This window comes from Thermodesulfobacteriota bacterium, assembly GCA_031082315.1.
GTDB lineage: Bacteria > Desulfobacterota > QYQD01 > QYQD01 > QYQD01 > QYQD01.
The window spans coordinates 64897-77762 of record JAVHLC010000012.1 but is presented as its reverse complement, the minus strand read 5'-3'; the positions used below and the strand labels follow the sequence as shown (position 1 = coordinate 77762).

14 protein-coding genes are annotated in these 12866 nt (G+C 47.1%); 5 read left to right on the top strand and 9 right to left on the bottom strand.

The annotated features are described in order from the left end of the window. The first annotated feature begins 154 nt into the window (after window positions 1-154). Both RDU59_11175 and RDU59_11170 read left to right on the top strand, forming a co-directional pair. Window positions 155-868 carry a hypothetical protein gene (locus RDU59_11175; protein ID MDQ7839036.1) on the top strand — a complete coding sequence of 238 codons (714 nt, stop codon included), beginning with the start codon at window positions 155-157 and terminating at the stop codon, window positions 866-868. 156 nt (window positions 869-1024) lie between these two features. Next, complete coding sequence (locus RDU59_11170; GenBank protein MDQ7839035.1) at window positions 1025-1477, top strand: hypothetical protein; 453 nt, start codon at window positions 1025-1027, stop codon at window positions 1475-1477. 106 nt (window positions 1478-1583) lie between these two features. Here the strand turns inward: RDU59_11170 and RDU59_11165 are convergent, their stop codons facing one another. Then, window positions 1584-2501 (bottom strand): 50S ribosomal protein L11 methyltransferase, encoded by a 918-nt coding sequence (locus RDU59_11165; GenBank protein MDQ7839034.1) that lies wholly within the window; start codon window positions 2499-2501, stop codon window positions 1584-1586. A gap of 194 nt (window positions 2502-2695) precedes the next feature. On the opposite strand from RDU59_11165, the gene RDU59_11160 reads away from it, so the two are divergent. Beyond that, window positions 2696-3736, top strand: coding sequence for a serine hydrolase (locus RDU59_11160; protein MDQ7839033.1), 1041 nt, complete (start codon window positions 2696-2698; stop codon window positions 3734-3736). Between the two features lie 11 nt (window positions 3737-3747). Here the strand turns inward: RDU59_11160 and RDU59_11155 are convergent, their stop codons facing one another. Further along, the gene (locus tag RDU59_11155; GenBank protein ID MDQ7839032.1) at window positions 3748-3879 is read right to left on the bottom strand and encodes a hypothetical protein; all 132 of its coding nucleotides are present in this window, start codon (window positions 3877-3879) and stop codon (window positions 3748-3750) included. A 274-nt stretch (window positions 3880-4153) separates the two neighbouring features. Here RDU59_11155 and RDU59_11150 point away from each other — a divergent pair, with 274 nt between their 5' ends. After that, entirely contained in the window at window positions 4154-4717 is a 564-nt protein-coding gene (locus RDU59_11150; GenBank protein MDQ7839031.1) for a hypothetical protein, read from the top strand. 73 nt (window positions 4718-4790) lie between these two features. On the opposite strand, the gene RDU59_11145 is transcribed toward RDU59_11150, so the two are convergent. Continuing rightward, a complete protein-coding gene (locus tag RDU59_11145; GenBank protein MDQ7839030.1) occupies window positions 4791-5054 on the bottom strand; it encodes a Txe/YoeB family addiction module toxin in 264 nt (87 codons plus the stop codon). After that, window positions 5051-5293: a type II toxin-antitoxin system Phd/YefM family antitoxin gene (locus tag RDU59_11140; GenBank protein ID MDQ7839029.1), complete on the bottom strand. Its 243-nt coding sequence runs from the start codon at window positions 5291-5293 to the stop codon at window positions 5051-5053. The genes RDU59_11145 and RDU59_11140 overlap by 4 nt, the downstream gene beginning before the upstream one ends. A gap of 534 nt (window positions 5294-5827) precedes the next feature. Here RDU59_11140 and RDU59_11135 point away from each other — a divergent pair. After that, on the top strand, window positions 5828-7705 hold the full coding sequence (locus tag RDU59_11135; protein MDQ7839028.1) for an ABC-F family ATP-binding cassette domain-containing protein: 1878 nt from the start codon (window positions 5828-5830) through the stop codon (window positions 7703-7705). Between the two features lie 50 nt (window positions 7706-7755). On the opposite strand, the gene RDU59_11130 is transcribed toward RDU59_11135, so the two are convergent. From RDU59_11130 to RDU59_11110, 5 genes are all read right to left on the bottom strand, one after another. Beyond that, the gene (locus RDU59_11130) at window positions 7756-9096 is read right to left on the bottom strand and encodes a glutamine synthetase family protein (GenBank protein MDQ7839027.1); all 1341 of its coding nucleotides are present in this window, start codon (window positions 9094-9096) and stop codon (window positions 7756-7758) included. Window positions 9097-9320: 224 nt separating this feature from the next. Beyond that, on the bottom strand, window positions 9321-10025 hold the full coding sequence (locus RDU59_11125) for a GAF and ANTAR domain-containing protein (protein ID MDQ7839026.1): 705 nt from the start codon (window positions 10023-10025) through the stop codon (window positions 9321-9323). Between the two features lie 104 nt (window positions 10026-10129). Next, window positions 10130-11014, bottom strand: a complete 885-nt coding sequence (locus RDU59_11120; protein ID MDQ7839025.1) for an HDOD domain-containing protein — start codon at window positions 11012-11014, stop codon at window positions 10130-10132. A 119-nt stretch (window positions 11015-11133) separates the two neighbouring features. Next, window positions 11134-12114 (bottom strand): P-loop NTPase, encoded by a 981-nt coding sequence (locus tag RDU59_11115; protein MDQ7839024.1) that lies wholly within the window; start codon window positions 12112-12114, stop codon window positions 11134-11136. Between the two features lie 26 nt (window positions 12115-12140). Beyond that, the gene (locus RDU59_11110; protein MDQ7839023.1) at window positions 12141-12572 is read right to left on the bottom strand and encodes a PilZ domain-containing protein; all 432 of its coding nucleotides are present in this window, start codon (window positions 12570-12572) and stop codon (window positions 12141-12143) included. Window positions 12573-12866: the final 294 nt, after the last annotated feature.

Sequence of the window (12866 nt, the reverse complement as noted above, 5' to 3'; positions counted from 1 at the left end):
ATATCAAAGATCAATGGGAATACTTACATGCAAAAACCTAACCGGACAAAGCTGAGTCGATATAATTAATATATATTGTTCCCGCCGCGCTGCGCGCGTCGGGAACGGCCCAGCCGAGCTGGGCCGTTATGCCGAAGGATATGGGTAAGGAGAAATGAAAGACAAGTCTTCACAAAACAAAGATGACAGAAGTTGCAGAACATGGTTCTTACCGAAAGGCGGGTGGGAACAAGTGAAGATTGCGCTTAAAAAGAAAGCAGGTTTGGAAACTGAAGACTGGAAAAATATCTGTAACAGGGACTACAAGGCAGAGATAGAAAAAAATGTCCCGCACATTTTTCTTTCTCGATCACCTCTTACTTTCGGACATTCGCAGCTTGTCATTCCGTCTGTGCCGGGAAGCACACCTGAGAAGCCGACCTCGGAAGCCAGTTTTTTTGAAATTGCATCCGTCATTATAGTTAGGGCGCTTCAAACTTACCAACAGGTCTTTTGCAGCAAAGGTGGTCCGATTCACGAAGAAGACACGTTCGGGCGATTAGCTGAAAGCACATATTCATATGGAAACTATGTAAAAACCTTAGTCCTGCGTGTTAGCGCAGAGGAAAAAGCCGGGGAGCAGTATAAGGTTCACCTTGTACCATTTCTGAAGTCTCACGAAGCAGAGTGCCTAAAACGGTTCCGTGTTCATCACAGGGCAAGACCCGACAAAAAAGGTGGTCTTATAGGATGGCTTGGAGATAGAGAAACAGAGGTAGACAAATGGGAACAGGAGTGGTGTTGGCCTGATGTTTCTCACGACGATATTGCCAACAAAGTGTGGAACCTGCCCCAGTTGGCAAGTCGGCTGAACAAGAAGTGGTTTTAAAGAATATAAAAGCGTTGCATGAGAAAGCATAACGAGCCGATGCAGCCAATCGCCGGGAAACCCGGCTCTGGCTGATCTTCGTGTTCCCGCCACGTTACGCGCGTCGGGAACGGCCCAGCTGAGTTGGGCCGTTAGCAACAAAAAAGGAGGCATATAATGAATATTTTGTGGCAATTGTTTCTGATAATTCTAATAAGCACTTCCGCATACGCTGAAAATGATCAAATAGCAAATGAAATTGTCGACAATATTTCACATGAGTTCGTTGACTGTGCATGCTACTTCTCAATTGTCGCACAAGGAATAAGAAATAGTGGCGATAAGACACTCGCTGCAAAATATGATGAGGCGTCTGATACCGCCATGAAGTACGCTGTCATCGCAGCCGAAAAAAGTAGAATCACTGAAATGGCACAAAAGGTCACATTAGCCAGATTTGAGTTGGGCCTGAAAAGTATGATCAAAGAAATTGAAAATGATGTTAGTAATCTCTCTATTTTGACGAACAAATACGCATTCCCCTGTAAGACGGCCATTGAAACTCCTGAAGCAATGATGAAAGAATGGGAAAACAAAGTGATAGACAAACATTACAAAACAAAAAAGTGACGCTAATCGCGTAACCAAGGGGCTTCTCCCCCAGTCCCCCCACCAGCATCCGTCTAAGAAAGCTTATCGGGCCGTAGTCGGATAATGAATATGCTTCCCGTAGTATTCATCGTGTAAATAAACAACCCGCCCACGATCCATCCTTATATAATTTTACCAGCTTTAAATTCCGGCCTGTATAACGGGCAACCATAGCCTCACTCTGTGCGTGTCTTATCCCGGAAAGGATCAAAAATCCATTTGGCATTAATCGGCGACAGATATCATCTGCCAGATACAGCGCTACAGAGGCGGTGAGATTGGCCGTGATAAGCCTGAAACTGCCTTCAATCTTAGAAAGAGGAGTCAGAGATACCTCTATCCGGTGTTCGAGGCGGTTCAGAGAGACGTTTTCTCCGGCTATCCCGGCTGCCTCCTCATCGACTTCCAGCGCCAGGACCGCCCCGCTTCCGAGTTTAGCCGCGGCAATAGAAAGTATGCCCGTTCCCGTGCCCACATCCAGAACAGACGGGCTATCAGCAAAAAAGCCTGTGTCTCCTATTTCCTCTAAGACATGCAGGCACAACAAGGTACTGGGATGCTGGCCCGTGCCAAAAACCCTGCCCGGATTCAGTCGAATAACCGTGTCGTCCGGCAGCGATGTGTCTTCCCATGTCGGGATCACGGTAAAGCGCGGAGAAACCTGGAAAGCAGTGAACACATCTCTGCCGTCATGAATGTATCTCGTTTCCAAAAATATGGACGTATCCAAACAATACTTATCCTCCAGAAGTCCCAGGTACGCATCCAACTTTTTCAGGACGCCGTCCGGATCCGTACTATATGGGATACGGGCAACGAATGTTTGCGCACAGTCTGATATGAGTCCTTGCTCAGAATAGCGGACGACTCCACACGGAGTAGTCAGATCAAAAAATTTTTCCAATAACGGAAAAAGGTGCGCGGGGGCAATAATGGTCACTTCCAGCCAGTCCGGGACCTTATCCTCATTGAAAAACTCGATGGGTACAGTATATTCGGTCATTTCCATAATCGTAAAAAATCAAAAATAACGGAAAAAACTATTAAGTTCCACAAGAGAATGCCGATAACTAAAAAAGATAGATATGATATGACCCATAAAAATAGCATGGGCGCTGAAAAAAACTTGCTTTGTGCTTTTAAAATATAGTATATATCTAATCAGCAAGAAGATTAAGTGAGAAAAGGAGTTAATTCATGCGGTGTAGAGCCATTCTCATTTTTATACTTGCACTAATGCTTATCCTGCCATCAGCCTCCTCTTTTGCAGAAACTAAAAAATGTCAGAATACCAAAAAGAAAGTCTGCTACACCGCCGGCGAGAAGGTTCAAAAGCACAAGAAGAAAGCGAAGCGAACCGCCTCTGTAAAAAAATATCACAAGAGGGCTAAGAAGTACAATAAGAAGAAAACGCACAGGGCATCCAGAAAATATCGCCGTCAATATTGTTCTGCGTTTACCGCCCGTTCAGCTATAGTCCTGGACGCCGATACCAATTATATTTACTTTGCCCAGAATCAGGGTCTTCCCTTACAGCCGGCCAGCACCATCAAAATAGTCACCGGTTTCCTGGCATTAAAAAATCTGGAAGCAAGTGATCTCGTTACCGTTAGTCGCTATGCTGCAAAAGCTCCCTGCCAAAAAGCATACCTTCGTTGCGGAAAAACATATCCGGCTATAGACCTTATCTATGCTACCCTGCTTCACTCCGCTAATGATGCCAGCAGGGCGCTGGCAGAAAAGATAGCCGGATCAGAAGAAGAATTTGCTCAAATAATGACCCGGACTGCGCGTGAACTCGGCGCTAAAAACACAAGTTGCCGTACGGCCAGCGGCCTGACCGCACCCGGTCAGCATACAACCGCGTATGATCTGGCCGTCATCTTTAAAAAGGCCATGCGGAATGAAAAATTTTCCAATATTCTCAAAACCCGGAAGTTTGAGATTCATGGCGGCAAACTGGTTCGCAATCACAATAAGGCCCTCTGGCAAATCGAAGGGGCGGAGGGCGGTAAGACGGGCTTTACCCGCGCCGCCAAGAAAACTTATGTAGGCATGTTCAAGAGAAATAATCGCACCGTTGTTATCGCCTTCCTGGGCAGTGAAAATCTCTGGAGTGATGTACGTTACCTGGTACGCAAGGCATTTACGGACGTGCGACCAATTATCCAGGCCGCCAAGGGTCAGCGCGCGACGTATCATCTATCTAGTGTAATCTCTAACACCTCTTTACAATGATCTTAGAGTTGTCATCCCTGCCCGCCCGTGGCGAAATAATCGATGTTCATCCAGACAGTTTCTTGGGCCAACCCGTATCCAAATCTTCCCTGCCCATACGGTTTCGTCTTGGAATATCGATCAATTCCTGATATAAAATCCATAATACATCCGTGCTGAGCCGATAAATTTCCAGAAATAGCTTGCGGTTCGGCTCAACTGTACTTTGAGGTCGGCTTCGCGCCGTAAAAACTCTTATTCGTTCGGCTGACAGGATGATAACTTGCTATAAAAGAAGACGTCAGATGGTAAAAGAAACAAAAACTAAGGGCCAAACAGGTGTTGATAAGGGATTGGTCGCGATGTTCCTCAGGATGTCGCCCGAGGAGCGCCTGCAGGCCAATGATAACGCAGTACGTACTATTCTGGAGCTGAGGAATGCCTACCAGCAGCGGAAAAACAACAGGCGCAGACCTAAGCGCAGTGCTTGAGGGGCTCATAAAGGCGGGCGTTGAGTTTATTCTAGTCGGTGGCCTTGCCGCCGTTGTGCAAGGAGCGCCCGTCACAACGATGGACGTGGACATCGTCCACAACCAATCTTCCGAAAATATTGCCAGGCTGCTTGCGTTTCTCAAGTCGATTGACGCAGTTCATCGTCGCCCGGACGACAAGATGATTAGGCCAAAGAAGGGGGACATTTCGGGGATGGGCCATGCCCTCTTCACGACTCGGCTCGGCCCTCTCGATGTCCTGGCTGTTATTGAGGAGGGAAGAGACTACGAAGATCTTCTTGAACACACAGTGGAAATCGAGTTTAGGGGCCGCACTATTCGTGTCCTCGATCTTAAGACGCTGGTTGAACTGAAGAGAACCTCCAGAGATCTTAAAGACAGGCAGCGTCTCCCGGTGCTGGAAGAAACACTTCGACAAGTGGAGGAGAAGTACGGCACTGGGCAGGGATTAGGAAGAGCCGGCCACAAAGACGACGCCGGCGATCAGTAATGCCGCCGAATCAAGTGGTCGGGGGGCTGGGGGGAGAGAAGCCCTCGGTTATCCGATTAGCTGATTTTTTGTATTACTCGTAATGAGTCCACATACGAATAACTTTCACGACTTTTTCCTCTTCCAGCACCTGATAGACAAGACGATGCTGAATGTTTATTCGGCGAGAATACGCTCCGGCCAAATCGCCGAGCAATTTCTCATACGACGGGGGATTTTGGTATGGGTTTTTACTGAGCAAATCCAGCAACTCTTCTGCCCTGGAGCGAAGTCCGGCAGCAGCGAGTCTTTTGGCATCTTTCTGGACCTGCTTTGTGAAAACGATTTGCCATTTCACCAATCGAGTTCCTTCGCACATTCCTCAATCGGCGTCTTCATTCCTTCCCGAATCGATTTTCTCATCCCAGGCATCGATAATAGATAGAGCGTTTCTTGTACAGCTCTCCAATCCTCTTCCGAGATGAGCACGGCATTCCTACGTTTGCCTGTAATAAGAACCGGCTCATGGGAAGAGGCTGCCTCGTCGATCAGGCGATAGAGTTTTGCACGCGCCTCACTGGCGGTAAGTGTCGGCATAGTTCATTCCTTTTTGGGGTGTCTGATATTTCTATATGTACGCTATAACGTACGCTTTGTCAACGGCGAATCTAATCAGCTAACGCACAAAATGAATAGGATAAACCCCGCTAATATGTTGATACCTTAGCAAAAGCGCCGGCCGAAGGCAAGGGCGGAATCATAAGAGACTGTTTTTCCGCCGGAGGCGGATCGGCCTTTGGCGGACGTGCTTCGGATCTCGAATTTGAAGCCGCATCAGACACGGAATCCACCGTGTTTGGAACAATTTTAAAAGGGTCTTCGCGTAATCGAGTGGGTAATTTTTTACTTTTCCCTATTCCCCTCTATAGTTACTGCCAGAAGTTTTCAAATCCCCCCTCGCCCCCCTTTGCTAAAGGGGGGGATAATAAGAAGCATGCCTCATTTTAAGAGAAAATTACCCACACTCTTTCACGATGAGCCTTTTAAAAAGGCCAAGCTGTTGCGTCTTTTTTTATTGCTTTTTATTCTGAAAAAGGCTTTAAGTTGCCATCATTTTTAAGGTGCTCGATTATGATAAGCGTAGAAAATATTTCGAAAAGTTACGGCAGTTACGTCCTTTTTGAAGAGGCCAGCTTCAAGATAAACCCTAAAGAGAGGGTCGGCCTTGTCGGGCGAAACGGCCACGGGAAAACAACTTTATTCAGGCTGATAAAAAAGGAAGAGCTTCCGGACTCGGGAGCCATAATTATACCCAGGCTTTACCGTATCGGCTGCGTTGAACAGCATGTCGAATTTACTGAAGATACCGTTCTTAAAGAAGGCATGCGGGGTCTTGTAGAAGATGAAAAAGGGCATTTCTGGAAGGTTGAAAAAATCCTGGCCGGTCTCGGATTTTCCTCAAACGACTTAAAACTGAATCCCCTTGAGCTTTCCGGAGGATTCCAGGTGCGCCTCAATCTCGCCAAGGTGCTTGTATCACGACCGGATCTTTTGCTCTTGGACGAGCCCACAAACTATCTTGATATAACCTCGATACGCTGGGTTGAACGCTTTCTTGTCAACTGGCCGAGGGAGATCATGCTTATCACCCACGACAGGGGGTTTATGGATAAAATAGTAACCCATACCCTCGGAATACATCGTAAAAAAATCCGGAAAATTGCCGGAGACACAGAAAAATATTACACTCAGACCGCACAGGACGAGGAAATATACGAAAAAACACGCGTCAACGATGAAAAGCGCAGGAAAGAGATCGAGCTCTTTATAAGCCGATTCAGGGCAAAGGCAAGGCTCGCGAATATGGTGCAATCGAGGGTAAAGACCTTAAACAAAACTGAGAAAAAGGATAAATTGGAAAGGATCAAAACCCTTGACTTCTCCTTCAGGAGCGCCCCATACCGCGGAAAGCGCATTCTTAGCACAAGCAATATATCCTTCTCATATGATCAAAATACAACCCTTATCAAGGACTTCGATATCACCATCGGAGCCCGTGACAGGGTCTGCGTTATCGGGAAAAACGGAAAGGGTAAAACAACTCTCCTGAAAATTCTTGCCGGCACCCTTCCTCCCCAAAGCGGACAGATCGATTATAATCCGGCTTCGCTAAAAGGTTTTTTTGAACAAACCAATGTAAACCACCTTATAGACAGCCGAACGATAGAAGAAGAAATTCTCTATTCCCACCATGATATCGACAGGCAGACTGCAAGAAACATCTGCGGAGTCATGATGTTCGAAGGAGATTTCGCCTTAAAGAAAATCGGAGTCTTATCGGGCGGCGAAAAGAGCAGAGTGCTTCTGGGTAAACTACTCGCGACTCCTGCCAATTTGCTTCTTCTTGATGAGCCGACAAACCATCTTGACATGGACTCATGCGATGCCCTGCTTGCGGCCCTCGATAGTTTTGAAGGCGCCATAGTAATGGTAACCCACAATGAGATGTTTCTCCATGCCCTTGCCGAACGTCTGATCGTATTCCAGGACGAAAATGCGCATGTCTTCGAAGGAACCTACCAGCGGTTCCTTGAGAAGGAAGGATGGAAAGAAGAAAAAGGTCTTGTAAAAAATATTCCTGCCTCTGACGACAGCCTTGAACCGGGCTCAAAATTAAACAAGAAGGAGCTTCGCCGTCTTCGCTCCGAAATAATCACGGAAAAGTCTAAGACATTAAAACCAATCGAGCAAAGAATCGCAAAAATAGAAAACAAAATCGAAGCCCTCGAAAAAGGGCTTACTGAATACACTGAAGCCATGCAGAAGGCATCGGAAGGAAATACCGGCAAGAAAATTGTTGAACTTTCACAGGCTATTTACGCCTCGCAGACATCAATAGACAGACTTTTTGACGAACTGGAAACCCTTTCGGAAGAATTAAATGAAAAAGGCGCATTTTTTGAAAGCAGGCTGAAACAGCTTGAAATACCCGAAGGTGAAAAAGAATAAAAAAAGGGCGGCCGCTTAGTCGGCCGCCCTTTTTTTATCTCTGTAGAGGGTCAGAGTATCGGCAAGTACCTGTCTATTTCATACTGACTTACATGGGTGCGATACATATCCCATTCGATCTTTTTATTTTCTATAAATTTGTTAAAGATATGGTCTCCCAAGGCCCTGCGCATTAACTCACTCTTTTCCATCTCCCGGATAGCCTCGAAGAGATTGTCGGGCAGGGAACTAATGCCCAGTTCAGCCCTTCTGGCCGGTGTCATATGATAAACATCCTCTTCTACCGGATCAGCCAGAGGATACTTTTTTTCTATGCCTTCAAGGCCGGCCGCCAGCATAACTGTAAAGGCCAGGTACGGGTTACAGCCTGGATCAGGAGCGCGAAACTCAATTCTGGTGGCCTGCTCCTTGCCGGGCTTGTACATGGGCACACGCACCATGGTGGAACGGTTGCGGCGGGCCCAGGCAATATAAACCGGGGCCTCATAACCGGGCACCAACCGCTTATAAGAATTAACCCATTGATTGGTTACAGCAATAATCTCCCGCGCGTGTTTGAGCAGCCCCGCGATATAATGCTTGGCCACATCGGATAGGTGGTATTGGTCGTTGGCATCGTGGAAGGCATTCTTGGATCCCTTGAAAAGGGACTGATGGCAATGCATCCCGCTGCCATTCATACCAAAGATAGGCTTTGGCATAAAAGTAGCGTAGTAACCCATGGCACGTGCCGTTTCTTTCACCGCAATCCGGTAAGTCATGGTCTTATCGGCCATACGCAGGCCTTCATCGTAACGAAGATCGATCTCATGCTGACTTGGGGCCACCTCATGGTGGCTGTATTCCACCTGGATACCCATCTTCTGCAATGTAAATATGGTTGCCCGGCGGAGATCATTTCCTGTGTCAAGCGGGGGTGCGTCGAAATACCCGCCTTGATCGATTATCTTCGGCTCTTTGCCGGATTCAAAGTAGAAGAACTCCAGCTCGGGGCCGGCATAAAGGGTATAACCTTTGTCTGCGGCCTGCTTGAGGGCCCGCTTGAGGGCATACCTGGGGTCGCCGGCATAGGGACTGCCGTCCGCCGGCTCCAGTATATCGCAAAACATCCGGGCCGTAGGCCTGTCCTGGGGCCTCCAGGGGATAAACTCGAAGGTGGCAGGATCCGGCTTGGCAATCATGTCACTTTCTTCGATGCGGGCAAAACCTTCGATGGATGACCCGTCAAAACCCATTCCTTCCGTTAAGGCCGCTTCCAGCTCTGACGGCGTAATAGCAAAGCTCTTGAGTATTCCAAGCACGTCAGTAAACCAGATCTGAATAAAACTGACATCCTTGTCCTTCACGATGCGCAAGACATCTTCTGCCGTTTGACATTTTTCACAGGGCATTACTAATCCTCCTTATTTTTAATAATCAAAATTGATTACGGGCTATTTAGCAAGGATAATGCCACAACAAGGCGCTGACAAAATAATTAGCAAATTCAAGGTATTAAGAAAATAATCGGGCTGGTTGGCGCGTATATATTATTTACATTTTTGTAAGAATCGGCCATATTGTTCGACAAAATTGTAAACATTTTACGCACGGGGCCATCGCAAGGGATACGTCTTTATGCCTCTTCAGCCAGAAAAATGGCCTCGGCGATCTCCCGCATAGTCTTCCGGGTATTCATGCTCCGTCTCTGTATCCAGCGGTAAGCCTCTTCACCGGATATGCCCCGCTTTTTTATCAATATATCTTTAGCCCTTTCGATAAGTTTTCTGGCCTCCAGCTCCTCCTGAATCACCCTGGTGCGGACCATCAACTCAGTATTTTCAATGGCAATAGCCGCTTCATTAGCTACGGTGATCAAGACCTTCTTGTCGATCTCGGAAAAATGATGGGAATAAGGCGTATAACAGTTGACAACCCCGATAACGCGGCCCTTGACGGCCATGGGGACACTCAGCATAGATACCAAATTTTCGTTTCTGGCCAGTTCTTTTTCTTTAAAATCCTCTTCTTCCTGGACGTTATAGACGGCACGCGGCGTATTGGTTGCCGCTACTTTCCCGACAATCCCTTCGCCAAGTTTCAGGCTGCGCTCTTTCAAGTATTCCCGGCTAATACTCTGGGTGGCGCGCAGTCTTAATGTCTTATCCTTTTCATCAAGGAGCCAGAGAGAACAAACCTTGGAGTGCATAGCTTCAGCGGTTACCGTAACAATCAGACGCAAGATATCCTCTATGTATCGATCAGAGGTGATAGCGCTGCTAATCTCGGTAAGGGCCTCGATCTGCTTTTCAAAAGAGGACCTGGATTGATCACCTGACATAAAAAGAAATATAGCTGCCGGGACCGAAATCCGTCAAGAGAAAAAGAGCCTCCTTGTCGGAATGGGTCTATTTGAAAGGAAGGGGATGTGAGGGGGAAACAAAGTTATACGGAAATAAGCGACCCCCAGGTCTCTTTTATTACATCCTTAAGGGAGTAGAGTCCTTCTTCTACGCCTGTAACATAATCCTCGGTTAACTCCAGATCCTTAAGCAACGAAGCGGGCCATGTCCGGCTGTCATCAGGTTCCTCTCCCATGCCTGCCCGGTGCGTCAAAATGTCCGCCAGCTGCACTATACCGGCAGCCGGGAGGAAGGTCTTCTGTTCATACGGGTGGTGATGGCAGGAAACAGTCTGGATAAAAGCCTCCGGAAACTGCCACTTTTCCGCTAACCATCGCCCCATAAGGGTATGCTTAAGTCCATATTTTTCTTCAGCTTCCAGCATGGAACAATTTTCCCGGTCTTTGATATCCAGTATGGCCTTGAATTCCTCCGGGAAATAGGCACAAAGCGCTACCCTGCCTATATCATGCACAATGCCGCAGGTAAATAAAGACTCGGGGTCAATATTAGCGGTAATACGCGCAATCATGCGCGATACAATGCCCACTCCAATGGAATGTAGCCAGAATCCATCCACGCTAAACCCCGGAAACCTTGTTTTGGTCTTAAAAAAATTCATTAAGGCCACACTCATAGCCAGATTCTTAACTTCGGTAAATCCGATGGCTACTACCGCCCGGCTGATTGTGGTCACCTGCATGCGCAGACCATAAAAGGCCGAATTGGCCACACTGATGATCTTGGCGCTCAGTGACTGGTCATATTTAATAATATTTTCCAGGTCCCGCGCCGACTTATTTTCATCCTCCAGGATGGAAAAAATCTTCTCAAGGGTAACCGGGATAGTAGGCAGGGTATCGATCGCCCCCACACCCTCGCGAATCTTTTTTACCTTAACATAATCCTTAATGTTATCCACTTGCATACCATATTATCTCCTGTTCCTTTGGTTTCTTTTATTATATCGGCTCCTTTTACAAAAAGGGTTAAGCGCAAAGGGACATAACTGCACGCCATATCGGCCCGTCGAGATCATGGATATATTTAAGGCAGGCTTACGGCAGAGCCCGGGTTTGGATGCAGTGAACCAGGACAAACACCCTCGTTCCCGGCAGATATTGCCGCACTCTCCCTTAGAATTCCATAGGCCATTTGATATGTTGATAAGGCCGCCTGGCTCTTACTGTTATCTAAAAGAAATGGAACCATTCTGTTTACCGATCTCTCAATCTCCGGATCATATTGCACAAAACCAAGATCGGTCAGATGGATATCCAGATACTTTTCCGTGACCGTCCGCACTACTTTAGAGGCCTCGCAGTCTTTATCCTTTTTTACCATATTAGCCACGATCTTGACATCGAAGCTGTCTGTTATCTGACAAAGTCTTAAGTAGTTTTCTTCGCTAACCTCCCGGACTATATGTTTCAACTCACTCATGGAGCTTATCTTTTCCTCTCCGGAGCCGCCGGTAAACCTGGTTATCAGGGACGAAAGCGCTTCGTTTTGGGAGAATTCCCGCGATAACCGCCTTAGAAGGCTACTTTTGATGAAACCATAAACGTTCTGAAGAGAAGTAGTCTGGGGGGTAAATACAGCAATTTTTCCTGTCGCATAAAGGAAGAAATCCAGGACGTTATACGAAGTACCCGCCCCCAGATCAAGAATAACAAAATCAGTAGGCAGGTTATTTAGCTGGTTAAGCAGTCTCATCTTCTGTGTATATTTAGGATTGGCAAGGCTCAGCATGTCATCAGCCCCACAGATCAGTTTCAGATTTTCGTGAGGCGTATCGATGAGGACGTCACTCAATCTATCCACTTTCTTGCTGATAAAATCCTGGAGGGTTACGCTTGGATAACGTATGCCGAGTAAAATGTGGAGATTCGCCCCTCCCAGGTCAGCGTCAACCACTGTTACCTTCCTGCCCAGTTTGGCCAGCCAGATGCTCAGGGCCAGAGTCAGGACGCTTTTGCCCACCCCGCCCTTTCCTCCTCCTATAGCCCACATTTTATGCTGCACCATATTTGATAATCCTGTAACAACTCCCGCTATTCACTAATCCCGAGACTATCCCAGAGATCCCAGAGCATATTATGGTCTTTGGCATCGACTGTCAGGTATTTTTCTATGTTCTGTAAGTGGAACCGCGTCATCTCTACGAATTGCATGCCCAGCATGACTACATGCCTGGCCTGTCCTGCACGTGTCCCCCACCGGACTTCTCCCAGCAAAAAAAATCGCTGACTCACGAAGGGGATGTTTATCTCTATCTTGATCCGTCTTCCCAGGAGATCGTCTATGCCCAAAGGATTATAACCCTCCTGGAGATATATGCACATGCCCTCCCTGGACAGGTTGCCGACAAACCCATCATACCTGGCCGGAAGGCCATACCGCACCCACTCAGGATCAACTATAAAAATTCTTATCGGATGATAGATCTCGTGACGCTTCTCGCGACGGCGTTCGGAAGGATCCACCAATTCCTCCAGCGACGGTCGTACCGTTTAATTTGTTACCTTTGTTATTCATCGGATTCCCACGGCATTATCTTTAATCATCTTGGGTTACGAAAAAATCGAACGGTTATAAACAAATGCTATGATAAAGCGTCTAATTATTAACTGTCATTGGTCAATAGTCATTTGTAACTTGTAACAGAAGCTGACGGTTAAATATTTTCCGCAGTTAGCCAATGACTGATGGCCAATGACCGGTGACTTCACTTGTAATTTCCTGGAAGGCCTTGTGGGGCAAAAATCGTCACTTCACTG

Bases quoted from the DNA above. Each gene is read 5' to 3' on its own strand.
- RDU59_11165 (MDQ7839034.1), bottom strand. From the start codon at position 2,501: ATGACCGAATATACTGTACCCATCGAGTTTTTCAATGAGGATAAGGTC.
- RDU59_11125 (MDQ7839026.1), bottom strand. From the start codon at position 10,025: ATGTCAGGTGATCAATCCAGGTCCTCTTTTGAAAAGCAGATCGAGGCC.
- RDU59_11175 (MDQ7839036.1), top strand. From the start codon at position 155: ATGAAAGACAAGTCTTCACAAAACAAAGATGACAGAAGTTGCAGAACA.
- RDU59_11150 (MDQ7839031.1), top strand. From the start codon at position 4,154: ATGCCTACCAGCAGCGGAAAAACAACAGGCGCAGACCTAAGCGCAGTG.
- RDU59_11155 (MDQ7839032.1), bottom strand. From the start codon at position 3,879: ATGGATTTTATATCAGGAATTGATCGATATTCCAAGACGAAACCGTAT.
- RDU59_11115 (MDQ7839024.1), bottom strand. From the start codon at position 12,114: ATGGTGCAGCATAAAATGTGGGCTATAGGAGGAGGAAAGGGCGGGGTG.
- RDU59_11160 (MDQ7839033.1), top strand. From the start codon at position 2,696: ATGCGGTGTAGAGCCATTCTCATTTTTATACTTGCACTAATGCTTATC.
- RDU59_11120 (MDQ7839025.1), bottom strand. From the start codon at position 11,014: ATGCAAGTGGATAACATTAAGGATTATGTTAAGGTAAAAAAGATTCGC.
- RDU59_11170 (MDQ7839035.1), top strand. From the start codon at position 1,025: ATGAATATTTTGTGGCAATTGTTTCTGATAATTCTAATAAGCACTTCC.
- RDU59_11130 (MDQ7839027.1), bottom strand. From the start codon at position 9,096: ATGCCCTGTGAAAAATGTCAAACGGCAGAAGATGTCTTGCGCATCGTG.
- RDU59_11140 (MDQ7839029.1), bottom strand. From the start codon at position 5,293: ATGCCGACACTTACCGCCAGTGAGGCGCGTGCAAAACTCTATCGCCTG.
- RDU59_11135 (MDQ7839028.1), top strand. From the start codon at position 5,828: ATGATAAGCGTAGAAAATATTTCGAAAAGTTACGGCAGTTACGTCCTT.